Annotated in this window: 17 protein-coding genes; 8 read left to right on the top strand and 9 right to left on the bottom strand. The window is 32.9% G+C overall.

What is annotated here, in order from left to right:
- Positions 1 to 375: 375 nt before the first annotated feature.
- Together ACN0TY_RS09975 and bshC are read right to left on the bottom strand one after the other, a co-directional pair.
- Positions 376 to 627 (bottom strand): hypothetical protein, encoded by a 252-nt coding sequence (locus tag ACN0TY_RS09975; protein ID WP_417444374.1) that lies wholly within the window; start codon positions 625 to 627, stop codon positions 376 to 378.
- A gap of 224 nt (positions 628 to 851) precedes the next feature.
- Positions 852 to 2,465 (bottom strand): bacillithiol biosynthesis cysteine-adding enzyme BshC, encoded by a 1,614-nt coding sequence (gene bshC / locus ACN0TY_RS09970; protein ID WP_417444373.1) that lies wholly within the window; start codon positions 2,463 to 2,465, stop codon positions 852 to 854.
- A 488-nt stretch (positions 2,466 to 2,953) separates the two neighbouring features.
- On the opposite strand from bshC, the gene ACN0TY_RS09965 reads away from it, so the two are divergent.
- From ACN0TY_RS09965 to ACN0TY_RS09940, 6 genes are all read left to right on the top strand, one after another.
- Complete coding sequence (locus ACN0TY_RS09965) at positions 2,954 to 5,392, top strand: M14 family metallopeptidase (RefSeq protein WP_417444372.1); 2,439 nt, start codon at positions 2,954 to 2,956, stop codon at positions 5,390 to 5,392.
- A gap of 166 nt (positions 5,393 to 5,558) precedes the next feature.
- Positions 5,559 to 5,804 carry a DUF6807 family protein gene (locus tag ACN0TY_RS09960; protein WP_417444371.1) on the top strand — a complete coding sequence of 82 codons (246 nt, stop codon included), beginning with the start codon at positions 5,559 to 5,561 and terminating at the stop codon, positions 5,802 to 5,804.
- A 209-nt stretch (positions 5,805 to 6,013) separates the two neighbouring features.
- Complete coding sequence (locus ACN0TY_RS09955; protein ID WP_236958710.1) at positions 6,014 to 6,310, top strand: hypothetical protein; 297 nt, start codon at positions 6,014 to 6,016, stop codon at positions 6,308 to 6,310.
- A gap of 64 nt (positions 6,311 to 6,374) precedes the next feature.
- Positions 6,375 to 6,671 carry a hypothetical protein gene (locus ACN0TY_RS09950; protein WP_417444370.1) on the top strand — a complete coding sequence of 99 codons (297 nt, stop codon included), beginning with the start codon at positions 6,375 to 6,377 and terminating at the stop codon, positions 6,669 to 6,671.
- A 66-nt stretch (positions 6,672 to 6,737) separates the two neighbouring features.
- Positions 6,738 to 7,034, top strand: a complete 297-nt coding sequence (locus tag ACN0TY_RS09945; protein WP_417444370.1) for a hypothetical protein — start codon at positions 6,738 to 6,740, stop codon at positions 7,032 to 7,034.
- Between the two features lie 66 nt (positions 7,035 to 7,100).
- On the top strand, positions 7,101 to 7,397 hold the full coding sequence (locus ACN0TY_RS09940) for a hypothetical protein (protein WP_236958712.1): 297 nt from the start codon (positions 7,101 to 7,103) through the stop codon (positions 7,395 to 7,397).
- A 53-nt stretch (positions 7,398 to 7,450) separates the two neighbouring features.
- Here the strand turns inward: ACN0TY_RS09940 and ACN0TY_RS09935 are convergent, their stop codons facing one another.
- Genes ACN0TY_RS09935 through ACN0TY_RS09920 form a run of 4 tightly spaced genes read right to left on the bottom strand, consistent with a single transcriptional unit; the run spans position 7,451 to position 10,330 of the window.
- Entirely contained in the window at positions 7,451 to 8,107 is a 657-nt protein-coding gene (locus ACN0TY_RS09935; protein ID WP_417444369.1) for a hypothetical protein, read from the bottom strand.
- Positions 8,107 to 8,937 carry an ABC transporter permease gene (locus tag ACN0TY_RS09930; RefSeq protein WP_417444368.1) on the bottom strand — a complete coding sequence of 277 codons (831 nt, stop codon included), beginning with the start codon at positions 8,935 to 8,937 and terminating at the stop codon, positions 8,107 to 8,109. The genes ACN0TY_RS09935 and ACN0TY_RS09930 overlap by 1 nt, the downstream gene beginning before the upstream one ends.
- On the bottom strand, positions 8,934 to 9,791 hold the full coding sequence (locus tag ACN0TY_RS09925) for an ABC transporter ATP-binding protein (RefSeq protein ID WP_417444367.1): 858 nt from the start codon (positions 9,789 to 9,791) through the stop codon (positions 8,934 to 8,936). Before ACN0TY_RS09925 ends, ACN0TY_RS09930 begins: the two co-directional genes overlap by 4 nt.
- Positions 9,788 to 10,330: a hypothetical protein gene (locus ACN0TY_RS09920; protein ID WP_236958716.1), complete on the bottom strand. Its 543-nt coding sequence runs from the start codon at positions 10,328 to 10,330 to the stop codon at positions 9,788 to 9,790. The genes ACN0TY_RS09925 and ACN0TY_RS09920 overlap by 4 nt, the downstream gene beginning before the upstream one ends.
- A gap of 218 nt (positions 10,331 to 10,548) precedes the next feature.
- Between ACN0TY_RS09920 and ACN0TY_RS09915 the strand changes: the two genes are divergently transcribed.
- Both ACN0TY_RS09915 and ACN0TY_RS09910 read left to right on the top strand, forming a co-directional pair.
- Positions 10,549 to 12,027, top strand: a complete 1,479-nt coding sequence (locus ACN0TY_RS09915; RefSeq protein WP_417444366.1) for a M20/M25/M40 family metallo-hydrolase — start codon at positions 10,549 to 10,551, stop codon at positions 12,025 to 12,027.
- 12 nt (positions 12,028 to 12,039) lie between these two features.
- Positions 12,040 to 12,981 carry an alpha/beta hydrolase gene (locus tag ACN0TY_RS09910; protein ID WP_417444365.1) on the top strand — a complete coding sequence of 314 codons (942 nt, stop codon included), beginning with the start codon at positions 12,040 to 12,042 and terminating at the stop codon, positions 12,979 to 12,981.
- A gap of 67 nt (positions 12,982 to 13,048) precedes the next feature.
- Here ACN0TY_RS09910 and ACN0TY_RS09905 read toward each other — a convergent pair whose 3' ends face one another.
- From ACN0TY_RS09905 to ACN0TY_RS09895, 3 genes are all read right to left on the bottom strand, one after another.
- Positions 13,049 to 14,512, bottom strand: coding sequence for a sigma 54-interacting transcriptional regulator (locus ACN0TY_RS09905; protein WP_417444364.1), 1,464 nt, complete (start codon positions 14,510 to 14,512; stop codon positions 13,049 to 13,051).
- Positions 14,513 to 14,577: 65 nt separating this feature from the next.
- Positions 14,578 to 15,720 (bottom strand): vWA domain-containing protein, encoded by a 1,143-nt coding sequence (locus tag ACN0TY_RS09900; RefSeq protein ID WP_417444363.1) that lies wholly within the window; start codon positions 15,718 to 15,720, stop codon positions 14,578 to 14,580.
- 249 nt (positions 15,721 to 15,969) lie between these two features.
- A complete protein-coding gene (locus ACN0TY_RS09895; protein WP_417444362.1) occupies positions 15,970 to 17,289 on the bottom strand; it encodes a DUF3472 domain-containing protein in 1,320 nt (439 codons plus the stop codon).
- Positions 17,290 to 17,302 lie beyond the last annotated feature (13 nt).

Genomic DNA, 17,302 nt, shown 5'->3' with positions numbered 1-17,302 from the left:
ATAACGTCTTACATATCCATCATTTTTATACATATACAATTGTTTTAGTGTATACATATTTCAGGACGGGTCATTATGTTTGCTAACGTTGTTGTGTATGATTAGTTGCGTGATTTAAGCACTAAAGTTAGCAAATAAATCATAGATAGAAAGTCCGCGAGGACTTTCGTAAGTAGTCTAAAGCCAAGCAATTAATTATACACGGTGTTGCCATTTCGTTGTTTTTTAGGGTTCAAATAATCCGACTAAAATTCCGTTTTCAACTTTTCAGCGATTGAGTAAATTCAATCAGCATTATATTCCTCAATTTTTTCAATTCCGATTGAGTAAGCATTTCCGAAACTTGCTAAATTCCGTATTCAGTTCGGTTTTTGATTATTTATTCTTTTCTTCACTTTCACGGACTATTACAAAATAAATAACATAAAGCCAGCCCAATATTCCGTGTAATAATGCATAAAGAATTGATTTATTTCTGTCCCAAGAAACTACAATTGCAATTGCGCTTCCAATTCCAATACCGTTTTTAACAGCAGTTTGTGCTATTCCATTTTTTGCGGTTTGTTGGCTAAAACATTCTAAAGAAAATAACAGTATAAAAATTAAAGTCAGTCTTATTTTATTCATTCGTTTTTTGTTTCAGTATTGAGTGAACCACAATGAATGGCAACTATCAAACAATCGTAATTGCGTTTGTTTTTTATAAATATACACTTTCAAAAAATAAATTACTTACGGGAATCCACAATATGAGAAAAAAGAGAATAGAACGAGGCAGTGAAAAGACATAAAAAGTATCTTTTACAAATTTGCGCATTTGCAGATTTGCAAATGCGCTATTCAGTAGTTTTTTAAACTGTAAGTATTACAAAATCTTGCCTCAACGGATCGAGTTCTGATAATAATAGCTTTATAAATTCATTACCATATTCTTCATAGCTATTGGCAAAATTATCGGTGCGCTCTTGTAATGATTCATTTGGAAAGAGGTCATTTTGTATTTCTACGATTCTCGAAACATGGTCGGAGAGCTTCTTTTTCTGTGCTTTTAATAATCGCTTTTCTAAATTAGCTAGTCCTTTTAATTGCTTTACTTCTTGCGCTTTTACCGCTCCTAAGAAAGATTTGTCTGTTAATTCTGCCAAGCGATACATCTCTTGGAATTGTGCTACCAAATGTGCTTTCTGCTCGTCGAAGTTTATATTAATATTACTAATTTCTCTTACCTTTCTATTTATAAAAGTATGTCGCTTTAAGAAAAGTTGCTCGAAACTTATATTTAGCTTCTCTAATTTTTTTACTTGCTTTTTATTGATAATCAAAGCAGAATTACGCAATAATAACATTGGGAATGGAACGGCTGCTGTTTGAAAAAAGCTTTTTAGTTCCAACCAATATGCAATCTCTCCACCTCCACCGATGTAGCATAGGTTTGGTAAAATCACCTCTTGATATAAAGGTCGCGTCATTACATTTGGAGAAAATAGCTCTGGATGCTCCTGCAAATGTTTTTTAAGTTCCTCTTTAGTCCAAGAAATATCAGTCTCGTTTACTGCATATTTCCCATCTACTTCTATAATTCGCTCTCGGAGACCTTTCGATAAGTAGAATAAGTTTATTTCTCGTGGATTGACTTGGATTTTATAGGAAGCGTCTACATTATTTAACGCTTCTATAGTTTCTGTTACTGCTTTCTGGGAATCTTGTTGGAACATCTCTGTCTCCATATAGGGAACAAAAAGTTGCTTCAGATTCTTATCTGCACCATCTATAATTACGAGTCCTTCGTTACCAAAAATTCTATTTGCTAGATACCTTGTGGCGTCGGTGAGGTTATCGTGTTCTAAATAAGCTTCTTTAAACCAGTTTTTTAATGTTTCTGCATCTTTCCCTACACCCAATTCTTGACTAAATAACTCGTAAACATCTTCTAGTCCGTTATTTGGAAGTTCTCCAACAGCACCGCCAGTTTCTTTAGTCTCTGGACCTTTCCATTGAAATTTCTTGCCATTAAAATTAAAGTAATTGATTTCCTCAAAATCATGATCTTCTGTTGCCATCCAATAAATAGGCACAAAATGATTGTTTGGATATGTTTCTTGGAGTTGCTTTGCCAAGTTGATTGTAGAAACAATTTTATATAAAAAGTAAAGAGGTCCAGTAAATAAATTAAGCTGATGCCCCGTTACTACTGTAAATGTATTTTCATCTGCTAAGGCTGTAATATGTGCCTGTGTAGCACTAGAAGTATCTATATTTTTATATTGCGATTGTAATACAGATGCCAACACTTTTCTATTTTCCATCGGAAAAGAGGCTTTCTTTTCTTCTATTTGTGCTTTAAAATTTTCTAAAGTAGGGAAACGGTTGTAGAAAGGTTTTAATTCTTCTTTCTGACTGATATAATCGCACATCAGTTTAGAAAAATATCCAGTTTCTTTAAATGATATATAATTTGTTGGCATAGTTATTTTTTCAGCGTCAGTTACCTTGAAATACACTTTCTAGGTATAAAATGAAATATTTATTTAGTTTCTACTCGCCTACCATTATAAGTTTAGCGTTGTAAAAACTGTAATCTTGTACAGATCTCTTTATAATTTCAAAAAGCGAAAATAGTATTTTTAAAGTGTAATATTTTATTTCTGATTACTTAATACTTTTTGCGCTAGGGATTGTAGCGGCATCCTATTTTGCTATTGCTATCTGTCGGTTGAAAACCGTTACCTTACTTATTAGAACTATTTTTTATGTTCTAAATATAACAAAATAGATACAGCGAAAAGCCCGACCTATAATTATGGAAACATAATTTGTGGGAGCGCCCAAATAAAATTTCTCATAATCAGTAAATATAAAATTCTTTCAGGTTTTTGTATCTAAAAAATTAGTTAAGATGTGCTGCTAATAAATTATATTAGTAGTTTTGGCAGGCTAATTCAAAATAACGACCATGAAGTTTAGATTTCTAATTGCTTTTATATTTATATCCCTTTTTGCAACTGCTCAGCAGATAAAATCTCCTTCAGAATTTTTAGGATACGAATTGGGGACTCGCTTTTCTAGACACCACCAAGTAGTTTCTTACTATAAATATTTGGCGGATGCAGTTCCGGAAATGGTGCAATTAAAATCTTATGGTTCTACCAATGAGGGGAGAGAATTACTACTTGCTTTTGTTTCTACTGCAGAAAACCTAAGCAATCTAGAAAACATTAGACTCGAACATTTAAAGGCTTTAGATGGTAATTCTGAATCTAAAAAAGCCTTGGTTTGGTTTAGCTATAATGTACATGGTAATGAAAGTGTGAGCTCGGAAGCTTCCATGAAAACGATCTATGAAATTCTTACTTCTAAAAAGGAATATCTAACGAATACAGTTGTTATTATGGATCCGAGTGTGAATCCTGATGGTCGCGATCGCTATGTAAATTGGTATAATAGTTATAAAAACACTCCTTATAATGTAGATGTAAATTCTAAGGAGCACCACGAGCCTTGGCTTTCTGGTCGCCCAAATCATTATATGTTTGATCTAAATCGCGATTGGGCATGGGTTACACAAAAGGAGAGCAAGCAACGTTTGGCTGTTTATAACGAGTGGTTGCCGCATATCCATGTTGATTTCCATGAGCAAAGCATGGATAACCCATATTATTTTGCGCCTGCTGCGGAACCTATGCACGAAGTGATTACCAAATGGCAGCGCGATTTCCAAGTTGCAATTGGAAAAAACCACGCTAAATATTTTGATAAGAACGGATGGTTTTATTTCACTAAAGAGGTGTTCGATTTACTCTACCCTAGTTATGGTGACACCTACCCTATTTATAGCGGTTCTATTGGAATGACCTATGAACAAGGCGGTAGCGGACGTGCTGGGCTTGGAGTGAAAATAAAAAGTGGAGATACCTTGACTTTAAAAGACCGTATTGCTCACCATTTTACAACGGGAATATCTACGTTAGAAATGGCTTCTAAAAATACCGATAAGCTAAACAAACAGTTTAGTGCGTTCTATGCAAATAAAGATTTTACCTATAATAGTTATGCCCTTTCTGGGGATATTGATAAGATAAAAGCGCTTACCAGCCTTCTGGATGTTCATAAAATAAAATATGGTTTTACTACGGAAACGGTAAAGGGTTTACATTATGATACTAAAGAAAATGGTTCTTTAAAGGGTGATAATCCAAAATTGGTGGTAAGTACTAATCAGCCGAAATCGACATTAGTAACAGTTTTATTTGAGCCTGAAACAAAGTTAACAGACTCGCTTACTTACGATATTACAGCATGGTCATTACCTTATGCATATGGTTTGGAGGCTGTGGCTTCTAAAAATATGATTAATACTACTTCGGAAAGCTTAGAATATCCTTCTTTAGATTATAACAGCGACTCTTATGCATATATTACCGATTGGAATAGCATGGATGATGCTCGTTTTTTAACGGAGTTACTATCTCAAAAGATACAGATTCGTTATGCTTCGGAGCCTTTTACTATTGATGAGAAATCTTATGGTCGCGGGAGTTTAATTATTACAAAGAGTGATAATACTAAGGTTAAAGATTTTAATACGATTCTGAAAAATGCAGCTACAAAGCACCATAAAATATTAACCTCAACGACTACAGGTTTTGTGAGTGGAGGGAAAGATTTTGGTTCTAGCGCTGTACATATTATTCCGAATATTAAGGTTGCTGCTTTATCTGGTGGCAGCGTTGCTACACTTAATTTTGGAGAAGTATGGCACTTTTTTGAGCAACAGCTCCACTACCCGATTACTGTTATTGATAATGACTATATAAATAGCACCGACCTCTCGGAATATGATGTTTTAATTTTACCTGAGCTTAGTAAATTAGAAAAGGGAAAATTAGAGAAAATTAAGAAATGGATTCATAACGGAGGGAAACTAATTGCTATTGGAGACGCTATTAAAGTGCTTGATAACGATGACGATTTTGATATTTCCGCTAATAAAGCTGAGGAAGAAAATGATAGCATTCAGAAACCAGAAAGCTATATCTCTAGCAAGCGTGAATACATTAAAAAAATGATTACTGGAGCTATTTATAAAGCGAAAGTAGATAACACCCACCCTTTGTCTTACGGTTATGAAGACACATATTACACTTTAAAGCTTAGTGGCAATGCCTATAAATTCTTAAAGAGTAAAAATGCTGTTTATATTGAAGACAATGCGAAGCCTCTTGCTGGATTTGCGGGTAGCGATGCTCAAAAACAACAGGCCAACAGTCTTGTTTTAGGTTCTGAAAATATGGGGAAAGGAAAAGTTATTTACATGGTAGACAATCCTCTTTTTAGAGGCTTCTGGGAAAATGGAAAGTTGTTTTTTGTAAATGCCCTTTTTATGGTTGAATAAAAAGACACTACTTCTTTATTAGTGTTTTACACATATAAGTTTTCTGACATACATTTTAAAAATAAGTAACTCTGAGAATATAAAGAGATTTCTAACCTCTTTACTAATTTAAAATTACCAAAGAAATATCACCCCTATAAATAAAGCTATTAAAGCGGAAAGGAATGTGGTTATAAGTGGCTCTTTCAACAATAATAAAAAGAGCGGGCTTATAATAATTGCAAGTAAAGAGAATCCTTCTCCAAATAATGAATGGATTTTAAGGTCTAAAAATAGTATGCAAAATGCTGCTTACCCAGGACAAAAACCTATTTATGTATCTACAGAGGATCCAATTGTATTAAAATATCGAATAATTATATATAAAAATGATATTTCTACAATAAATCCGACTACTATTTATCAATATTAAAACTTTTACACACTAAAACTGTGTATTCGTTACACACTGTTTAGCTACTTTACACAGTTTTTCCCACTTCCTATTTTTTACAAAATAAATTAATTACCTAATAAACAGACGTTTACACGTGTTTGACTTTACTAGTTTCCTATTGGTATGAAAATAGCACTATACAATACAAATAACGAAAACAAAGTATAACCACAAATATTAGAATTATGAAAAAGATAGTATTAGTAGCAGCATTAGCATTAGGAAGTTTAACAGCATTTGCAACTGTTCCAACAACTTTAAACAACGACACTAAAATTGTTGTTATGCAAGACGATTACAAAGAGATTGCAGTTGGAGAAGTTCCTACAGCGATTCAAGAAGCACTTAGAGCTGATTATCCTGAAGCAACAATTTCTAAAGCTTATATAAATGAAGAGAAAACATATAAGATAGAAGTTGCCATGGGAGAACAAAATGGAATCCTTTACGCCGATGAAAACGGTAAATGGATTGAGCAATAAAAAACCTTACAACCAACTATAAACACCAATAAACAATAACATTAATTTTTAAAATATAAAGATCATGAAAAAGATAGTATTAGTAGCAGCAATGGCATTAGGAAGTTTAACAGCATTTGCAGCAGTGCCTGCAACAGCAAACAACGATGTAAAAGTAGTTGTAATGCAAGATGATTATAAAGAGATTGCAGTAACAGAACTGCCAACAGCGATTCAAGATGCTTTGAAAGCAGATTATCCAGGAGCAACAATTACTAAAGCTTTTGTAAATGAAGAAAAAACATACAAGCTAGAAGTTGCCATGGGAGACCAAACTGGAAATCTTTACGCTAACGAAAGCGGTGAATGGATTGAGCAATAAGAGCTCTTTTGACTAACCAATCATAAAAATCAACAACAATAAGTTTAATTTCAAAATATAAAGATCATGAAAAAGATAGTATTAGTAGCAGCAATGGCATTAGGAAGTTTAACAGCATTTGCAGCAGTGCCTGCAACAGCAAACAACGATGTAAAAGTAGTTGTAATGCAAGATGATTATAAAGAGATTGCAGTAACAGAACTGCCAACAGCGATTCAAGATGCTTTGAAAGCAGATTATCCAGGAGCAACAATTACTAAAGCTTTTGTAAATGAAGAAAAAACATACAAGCTAGAAGTTGCCATGGGAGACCAAACTGGAAATCTTTACGCTAACGAAAGCGGTGAATGGATTGAGCAATAAGAGCTCTTTTGACTAACCAATCATAAAAATCAACAACAATAAGTTTAATTTCAAAATATAAAGATCATGAAAAAGATAGTATTAGTAGCAGCAATGGCATTAGGAAGTTTAACAGCATTTGCAGCAGTGCCTGCAACAGCAAACAACGACGTAAAAGTAGTTGTAATGCAAGACAATTATAAAGAAATTGCAGTAGCAGAGCTTCCACAAGCAATTTTAGAATCACTACAGGCTGATTACCCAGGAGCAGAAATTACAAAGGCTTTCGTTAATGAAGAAAATGAATATAAGCTAGAAGTAAAAATGGGTGACCAAACTGGAAACCTATTCGCCAATGAAAGTGGTGAATGGATAGAAAAATAAGAATCCGTTTTAGGTGAATGAAGATGTCCTCTCTTTTATTAGGGAGGGCATTTTTATTTATAATCGATTTTATAATTATCAATCTTTAAGATAATCCTTCCGGTTTTTACATCTTGATTTCGCATTTCTTTTCTATCTACATCCACATCTTTTGCTAAATATTGAATCGGAAGCTTTATTTTTTCAATTTCAAAACTGATAATCACTTCACTTGGCATGATCGCTTGAGAGGAATTATATTCCATAGAAACGGTAAAAGTGCCATCTTTCTTTGTATTTATTTCAGACATTTCTATACGTTTCAAATTTGTATCCAACCATAAAGTAGCGAGCGCAAAGTCTGCTTTTTTATCCGTAGGGATAATATTTATTTTTTTTAGAATTACTCCCTCCTCTTCTTCTGATCCTCGATCTACAGTTATAAAAGGGTATCTGAAAAGTTCTTGCATAGAAAAATCAAGGCCACGCTTTGGAATCATAATAAAATCTTCAGATTCAAATTCCATTGGAGTGTCCTTTTGGTATTTTATAGCTGCATATTTTGTAGGCATATTAATAAAACTAATGTCTACATTTAGTTCCATATTAGCTTCAAACCCTTGAATACTATCAAGACGATTTTTAACAACCAATAGATCACTATTAATTTCTTGAGCCAGCATACAATTAAGCCCTAGCAATAGGCATATTAAAATTGTGAACTTCTGCATTATCCTATATCTCTCTTATTAAAAATTAAAACTCCAACTCCAAGAAAGAGCAACGTATAAAGTGTAAGTACAATATTGTTATGGTAAATAATATTCCAAGGGATTTCTTGATAGAAAAAGTATTGCCATGTATTGTTCAACTTCGGAAAAAACCATTCGTTAAAAAAGGTACTTTCTATTTCAAATTTCAGAAATAGATTTGTGATTATAAGAAATAATGCGGCTACAATCCATGTTTTTGTAGCTTCCTTAAAAATTACAGCTAGCGTTAAACTCACTACAGAGAAAAATACCATGGAAACCATTCCAGAGAGAAATGCTAATTGCAATCTATATTGAGCATCTTCTGATTGAAAAAAGTTTAGATTCCCCAAATAAACAATTAAATCTCCCTTCCCAAAAAGTAAATACGATAATAGAAAGGAAGATATCGCAGTAATAATAACTACTCCCAAAGTAAAAAATATAGCTATTATATATTTACTGAGTATAAATTTCCATTTTACTATTGGTTGCAACATTACCGTTTGTATGGTATTATCTTTATATTCTGAAGTTAACATTCCCGATATTACAATCATCAATATAAGCGGCAGATGAAACCAAAGTGTATTTAAAATAAGGTAAATTAAAAGATTCCCATTTAAAAGAGATCCCTCAAAATAAAACGAATCTCGAAGGTTACTCAATAATATATCTATAATAGCATTCCCTTGAAAATAAGCTCCTATAAGAATTAAGAACTCTATAATGCAAATTGCAGCTAGCGCATAATAGGTTTTACTTTGCTTAAAGAGTTTGAATACCTCTATTGCTATTAAATTTTTCATAGACTTGGCGATTCAAATAATTTGTCGAAATTTATTTCTGGCACACAAGCTGTAATAAAAATCTTTTCTTCTGTTAATTGCTGAAGTAATTCTGGAATCTCTTGCTGAGAAATAGTCACCTCAGCACTGTTCCTTTTTATAATTGCTGGGTATTTTTTTATCGCTATAGAATTTTCTATTCCAGAAGCATAGATACTAAAAGAAGTGGTGTTTTCTGCGATTATCTTTTGAGTTTCTCCTTTACTAATTATTGTTCCCTTATTAATAACATATAGAACATCACAGATTTTACTAAGTTCTTCTGTAATATGTGATGATATAATAATTCCGATTTTTTCTTTAGAAACTAATTCTAAAATCAATTTCCTTATTGCTTTTATTCCAATAGGATCCAATCCAGAGAAAGGTTCATCTAAAACTAAACAAGCAGGGTTATTTAATAAAGCGATTGCAATTCCTAATCGTTGTTTCATCCCCATAGAAAAATTCTTAACAGGATCATTTCTATCTAATGGAAGTCCCACTTTAAGCAAGCTATCTTCTATCTGCTGTGTATTGAAATCTAAACCTTGGATTTTTGAAAACACTTTTATATTCTCCTTTGCATTTAAATATTCATATAAAGCAGGTTTTTCTATAATTCCTCCAAGAGGTTTTACTTTTTCCGAATTTATTTTTAACCGACCAGAATCTGGATGTATCAATCCGAATAAAATTTTAAAAAGCGTAGTTTTCCCAGCACCATTTTTACCCAATAGGCCTATAATTTCACCTGAATTACAAGATATACTTACTTCTTTTAGAGCGGTAACGCCATCATATTTTTTGGTGATTTCTTCAGCAGCAATAATCATATGGACGACTCTAATTCTAAGTTTCTAAAATCTATTTTCGCTTGATAATTTTTCTCCAAAAAAGTACGCGACCAGAAGCTTTTCTTAAAAAGAAAAAGAGGATCCTTTACCATAAAATAAGGTATATAGTGATACCAGCGTACACCGCAAGATTTATAATAGCTCTTAAGTTTGTTTTCGAGTCCTAATTCTTCAGCGGCAACTTCTGCTGCCATCCGTTGGCATTTAGAATTCATATAAGTAGCTGCTATTCTTTTTTTAAAACCATACATATAAAATTGATCTTTTGCCCTTTTATAATTCTGATAACGAGACCATCCATCCATCATAACTAAATAGATATGTATAAATGAAAAAAGAAAACACCAAGCCCAAAACAGTATCGGTAATAAGGAACCTTCGTCTAATGACGCGCTTAAATACTTCCAATAAATCCATGATTCTAATATGAAAAGAATCAAAGACATATACAATAACCTCCCTACTCTAATATAAGAGATAAAAGGATGTGGCTGTATTGGAAATGACTTTGTATACAAAATAAAAACTGTTTTAGAAATCCGCTCTAGAATTTGTAATTTAATACCTAAATTCGGCTATGCATAAATTATATTAATGGCACCCATAAAATTATACTTCAAAGATGAGTAATTGTTCTATAAATTTAATGGTTTTTTTAAATTTTCCTATTAAACTTGAAATAGTTTATATAAACCCAAATTTTATCAATATATTGAATCAAACTATATAGAATTTTATGCTAAGTAAAATAAAGGCTTTTTTAAGCTTCTTCCTCATATTCATAACTGCAATATCCTCCTATTCTCAAGTTGTAAATAGCGACTCTACAACACAAAATTTAGGGCCACTTACCAATGAAAACATAGACACCTATTTAAGTGAATATGTGAAGTTTGAATCTATTAGTGGTCATGAAAAAGAAGCTGGAGAATGGATTAAGAATATTTGCATAGAAAATGGGCTTCATATAAAACAAATGGGCGATACAGATGGAGAGTATAACTTTACTGCTTCTATCTATCCTCTTTCTTCTAAGCTACCAAACATAGTATTATTAAATCATATTGATGTAGTTCCTGCTGGAGATCTATCAAAATGGATAGAACCTCCCTTTTCTGGTAAAATAACAGAAACAGATATTTGGGGCCGTGGAGCATGGGACAACAAGGGTAATGCTATTATGCAGTTATTTAGTGTTGTAGAAATTTTAAATAAATATAAAGGCAAACAATTACCTTTTAATGTTACTTTTTTAGCTGTTTCTTGTGAAGAAACACAATGCCGTGGTGGTGCAGAATATGTGATAAATAATTATCTAGATGAACTTAATCCCGCAGTTGTTTTAGGCGAAGGTCCTCCAGCGATAAAAGGAGCATTACAAACAAGGCCTGATAAATCTGTTTTCCCTATTTCTGTGGCTCATAAAAGAGCTTTATGGATTAAGTTAAAATTAAATATAAACACTTCTGCCCATGGTTCTGTTACTCCATTACGCTATGCAAATAAAGAAATGGTTGAGGCATTAGATAATCTCCTTGGTAAAAAGCAAAAAGCCATTTATACAGATTTAAATGTAAAAATGCTTAAAGAAATGGGACAATTAGAAAAAGGACTTACTGGTTTCGCCATGCGCCACCCTAAGCTTTTTAGAATGTTTATTACTCCGAAATTAAGACAGCAACCTGAGCTTTTTTCTATTTTCTCTAATACTATTACGCTAACCAGCGTAGACAGCATGAATGATGTTGTAAATGTTATTCCTAGTGAGGTTACTGCACTTCTAGACTGTAGATTGCTTCCTAACTCTTCGAAAGATGAATTTTTAGAGAACATAAAGAAGCGTCTTGATAATGACGATATTGAAGTTTCTACGATATATTCAATGCCTGAAATGAAATCTTCGGATGATGAAAGCATTTATTATAAGAACTTAAAGAAAGCCATTCTTAAAAACCACACCGAAACAGACGTAATAACTATTTTACTTCCTAATACAAGTGATGCTGGTCTTTTTAGAGCAAAAGGAATAGCTACTTTCTGTACAGTACCTGTGAATATCGAAATGAGTTACCTTGATAATATCCACAGTGAAAACGAACGCATTCCTCGTGGTATTCTTGCTAACGGTAAAAACACTTATGTCGATTTTATTGAAGAATGTATTAAAGAAAATCCAGACTCTTTATCTACCGTGCCACTTTCTGTATCCAACTAACACCACTTGATTATGAAAATCACTATTCTTAGCATTGCTATGCTAATGTCTACCTTCCTATCTATAAATATAGCTGCTTGTCAGGATAAAATTATCCATCTATACGAAGGTGAGATTCCAAATAGCATTTCAAATGATAAGGAAAAAGAAAAGATAGAAATTTCGAATATAAAGCGAATTTCAAATGTTCAAACTCCTACACTAGAAACCTTTTTCCCTTCTAAAAGAAATAATAACGGAAAGTCTGTTGTTATCTGTCCTGGCGGAGGATACGGAATATTAGCTTATGATTGGGAAGGTACAGAAATTGCACAATGGTTTAATTCTAAAGGATATACTGCATTTGTATTAAAGTATAGACTTCCAATTGCAAAAACGGTTACTAATAAAAATGAAGTCCCTTTACAAGACGCTAAAAGGGCGATACAAATAGTACGTAAAAATGCATCTTTATGGGGGCTGGATGAGAATAATATTGGAATTATGGGATTTTCGGCTGGAGGTCATTTAGCATCCACACTCGGAACTCATTTTAATATAGATACGAATATAAAAGACGATTCTTATAAATCGGTTAGTGCACGTCCTGATTTTATGATTTTGATGTACCCAGTAGTAACCATGAAAGAAAAGTATACGCATATGGGATCAAGAAATGCCCTTCTTGGAAAAAATCCTTCTGAAGAAAAAATAACTTTTTACTCTAATGAACTCCAAGTTACAGCAGATACACCTCCAACTTTTATAGTTCATAGCACCGATGATAATGCTGTTCCCGTTGAAAATAGCTTGCTATTTTACAAGGCGTTAAAAGAAAATAATGTCCCTGTTGAAATACATCTTTACCCAACAGGAGGACATGGATTTGGATTAGCGTTAGAGTATCCACACTTAAAAGCATGGCCTAAACTACTTGATGAATGGCTTCAATTTATTGATAAAGACAAGAAGTAACAACCAAAAAAGAACCCCTGCATATAATTTTATACACAGAGGTTTATATTTATAAATCTCAAATATTTTACAATCCGCTTATGTAACTTCCGTATGGATCTTTAAATTGATATCCTTCAGTAAATCGATGTTTACTAAGTTTTTTATAAGCTACTAATCCCCATAAAAGAAACTCTTTTAAAAAATATGCATCTTCAGGTTTAATTTCTGGTTGATGCTTTTTTATAAGATTATTTAATGGTGCAATTTCATCCAATTGCTTTTTATAATCTTCATCAGAAACATCATCTAATAGCTCAAAACCACTTCCTTCAAAAAACCAAGTTACTATTTCATCATAAGCACTTGGAGCATCTGGACGTTCTAATTTATCTATTTTAGGGAAATATTCTGGGAATAATGTTTTTATTGCAGCTCCAAATAATTGTTCTGCTACAAAAGCTGCCCCCTCCAGTTCTCCTTCATATACTAATTCTATTTTTCCAGTAATTGCAGGAATCACTCCCATAAAATCGCTTAGCCGCACACTCGTTTTATCCTTACCACTTTTAAGCATTCTTCGTTCTGCGGTACTCATTATATTTTCAAAAGCACTAATACTTAACCTAGCACTTACACCACTCTTGGCATCTACATATTCGCTGTTTCGAGCTTCAAATCCTATTTGCTCTAAAAGGTCGTAAACCAATTCTGGAACGTAAATATTGTCTTTTTGAGCTGCTTCTAACTTAGCCTCTTGCTTAGTGATTTTTTTAGCGGTCTCAATAGTTTCTGGGTAATGAGTTAAAATCTGAGAACCTATTCTATCTTTTAACGGTGTTACTATTCTACCCCTATTTGTATAATCTTCAGGATTTGCTGTAAATATAAACTGCATATCCAAAGGAAGTCTCAATTTAAAACCTCTAATCTGAATATCTCCTTCTTGTAAAATATTGAATAATGCTACTTGTATTCTAGCCTGCAAATCTGGAAGTTCATTAATAACAAAAATACTCCTATTAGCTCTAGGAATCATTCCGTAGTGAATCACACGATCATCGGCATATGATAACTTTAAGTTCGCAGCTTTAATAGGATCTACATCCCCAATTAAATCGGCCACCGTTACATCTGGTGTAGCCAGCTTTTCAAAGAAACGCTCTTCTCTATGCACCCATACAATTCTGGTATCGTCTGCGTGCTCTTCAATAGCTTTCTTAGCGAATCTAGATATTGGATTTAATGGGTCATCATTTATCTCTGATCCTTTCACCACAGGAATCCATTCATCAAGCAAATTAACCATCATTCTAGCCAATCTTGTTTTTGCTTGTCCGCGTAAACCAAGAAAATTAATATTATGACGTGATAATATCGCTCGCTCTAATTCTGGAATTACTGTATTTTCATAACCGTGAATTCCTTCAAAAGTAGTTTCGTTATTTTTTATTTTCTGAATAAGATTATCTCTTAATTCGTCTTTTATAGATTTAGATTTATATCCTGAAGCAACCAGTGTTCCAAGCGTTTTTATCTTTTGTATTTGCATTTCGTATCTTTTAAACTTTATGTATTCTATTATAGAAGTCAATCAAAACTATCGATATCTATTTTTTACCTGATTCTTTTTTTTCTATTGGCCTCATAATCTTCAAAAATCATCTCTCCAAGACCTTGAAGTCCTGTAAAAAATGCTTTTCCTTTATTCGCCTCTGTAAAATGCCTTATAAACTGCATCAGATAAGGATCTTTTGCAATCATGAATGTGGTAATTGGAATGTGGAGTTTTCTAGCCTGACGCGCCATATTATAACACTTATCAACTATATATGTATCTAAGCCAGCACTATTCATATAGTATTCTCCATTGGGTTCCCTAATACAACTAGGTTTCCCATCGGTAATCATAAAAATCTGTTTATTAGTATTCCGCTTACGTCTTAAAATATCCATAGCGAGTTGAAGTCCAGCCACCGTATTAGTATGATAAGGACCTACTTTTAGAAATGGAAGATCTTTTATAGAAATTGGCCAAGCATCGTTTCCAAAAACTAATATATCTAAAGTGTCTTTTAGATATCTCGTTGTAATAAGCTCTGCCAATGCCATGGCTACTTTTTTAGCAGGAGTAATTCTATCTTCTCCATATAAAATCATACTATGACTAATATCTATCATTAGAACGGTACTAATTTGTGCCTTATGATGGGTTTCTTCCACGACAAGGTCATTTTCATTGAGCATAAAATTCCCTAATCCATGATTTACTTGTGCATTTCGGATACTTTCTGTCATAGAAATTCGCTCTAAAGGATCTCCAAACTGATAATCTCTGAAGTCACCAGTATGCTCATCACCACGACCAGTATGTTTGCTACGGTGATTTCCACTAGTTCCTTTTTTAAGTTTACCAAAAATCTGATCTAAGGCGTGCTTTCGGATAAGCTGTTCTGTTTTTGCAGTGATAGAAAACTTGCCTTCACCATCTCCGTCACTACCATTACCACCTTCAGGATCAATTTCCTCTTGTATAAACCCTTTACGCTTTAGCTCCTCTATAAAGTCGTCTATAGTATAGTTCTCGTCTGTTAAACTGTATTCAACATCGAGTTCCCGAAGCCAATCGATCGCCTCATCAAAATCTCCAGAAGTGTGAGTTATCAACTCTTTAAAAATTTCGAATAACTTATCGAATGGAGATATATCGGGAGCTTCATATTTTGTGAATACAAATCCTTTTCTTCTTGTTTTATTCATAGCTCCATAAAATTAAGGATTTTTATATACAATATGAACATGTTAAGATTTAATTAGCCTTTCATTTTAAGGAAAGAAAATTAGGGTATTACATTTTTATAAAAAAAAACACCGTCGATAAAAATATCAACGGTGTTCACACAAACTAACTATTAAACAAAATTTAGATTTCTTAATATGAAAGCTAACTCAACAATATAAAATCTATTTCATTTACTTTAAATATCATTACTAACTAGTTCATAAATACTAGTTAGGAGTTTCCAGTTTTGAGAAATCAATCTCTGGAGCTTTTCCATTAGCAGTTCTTGTATGCATGGTATTCATTTCTGTTTGTTCACTAAAGAATCCACAATTTTTCATAAAAAATGTATTTCCTTTTGCTCCTCCTGCATAATCCAATCGGGATCCTTTTCTAGCAGTAGCATCCGCAGTAAACTTAGCTTCTGTAAGCTCATTCCAAACTCCATCGGTATCTCGTACCCATTGATTTCCATAAACACCCATTCGTGTTTTAAATCCTGTTCCAGTAATAAAATTTTCTAAGAAAGAATGCTGGCGCTTTAAGTAGGTAGAAGTATGTGGTCTTCTAAAACTTGCTATAAGATTCCATTCTCCCGCTTCTGGATCAAAGAAATATGCTGTATAATCTGTAGAGTTATTTACAGAAGGCTCCCCTTTAAGTAAAAACTTATATGTGTTTGCTGCTTTCCAATTAAAGACTTTATAGCTTTGCCCTCCAGAGCCTTCATTTCCAAATTCTCCAGTAGTAACACCCTCTCCTTTTCCTAATAAGATTATCTTATAATCATCTGGAATTTCGTCTGGATTTTGAGTTTTAAATGGACTCCAAACAGAAAAAAGAACCCTTCTTTCAGATTCAGAATTTACTTGCATTCCAAAATAGCCTTCTCCAAAACCATTTGCCATAAAATATGAGCCTAATACATCTTGACCTTCTGGAACTGTGATTTCATTATAAAACCATAAGATATCTTTGTCTTTTGGAGGTGTATAATTTAAATGTACAGAAGGACCTCTTCTCCCCCAGTAAAAATCTTCTTTTACAAAAGTTACTTCCCCATTGGTTGCTGGACCACCAATACGAAGATCTTTTACAGCGGCAATCTCTTCTCCTTCTTTATTAACTCCTTGGATTTCAATAAAATTATAGCCTGCTTTTTCTATATTAAAAACTCCAACATTAACAACTTCAAAATCAGGATTAGAAATAGTTACTTCTTTACTATTCCCCCCTAAAGTTACTTTAACTACAGAAGTACCTTCTAAAGATTTCGCATTTAAACCCACATGAATCTCTCCAATAGTATCTACTTTAAAGTAAGTTCTAATTTTAGTATCTAAACTAGACCAATTAGTGATCCCTTTTTCTGATACCAAATTTTTATTTTTTGAAAAATCATCTATAGCCCAACTATTTCCTTCCGTTGGGATTTCTATAGATAAAGCTAGTTCTTCGTTAGAATTAGAACTTTTAGTATTGCATCCATTTAGATACATTACTACGAAAAGTAATCCTAAAATTATTTGAAAGTTTTTTGTTTTCATATATAAAAAATTA

It is taken from the genome of Joostella sp. (genome assembly GCF_048266025.1).
Classification (GTDB): Bacteria; Bacteroidota; Bacteroidia; order Flavobacteriales; family Flavobacteriaceae; genus Galbibacter; species Galbibacter atrarenae.
The sequence above is the reverse complement of the archived record's forward strand: the minus strand, read 5'-3'. Positions and strand labels throughout refer to the sequence as shown.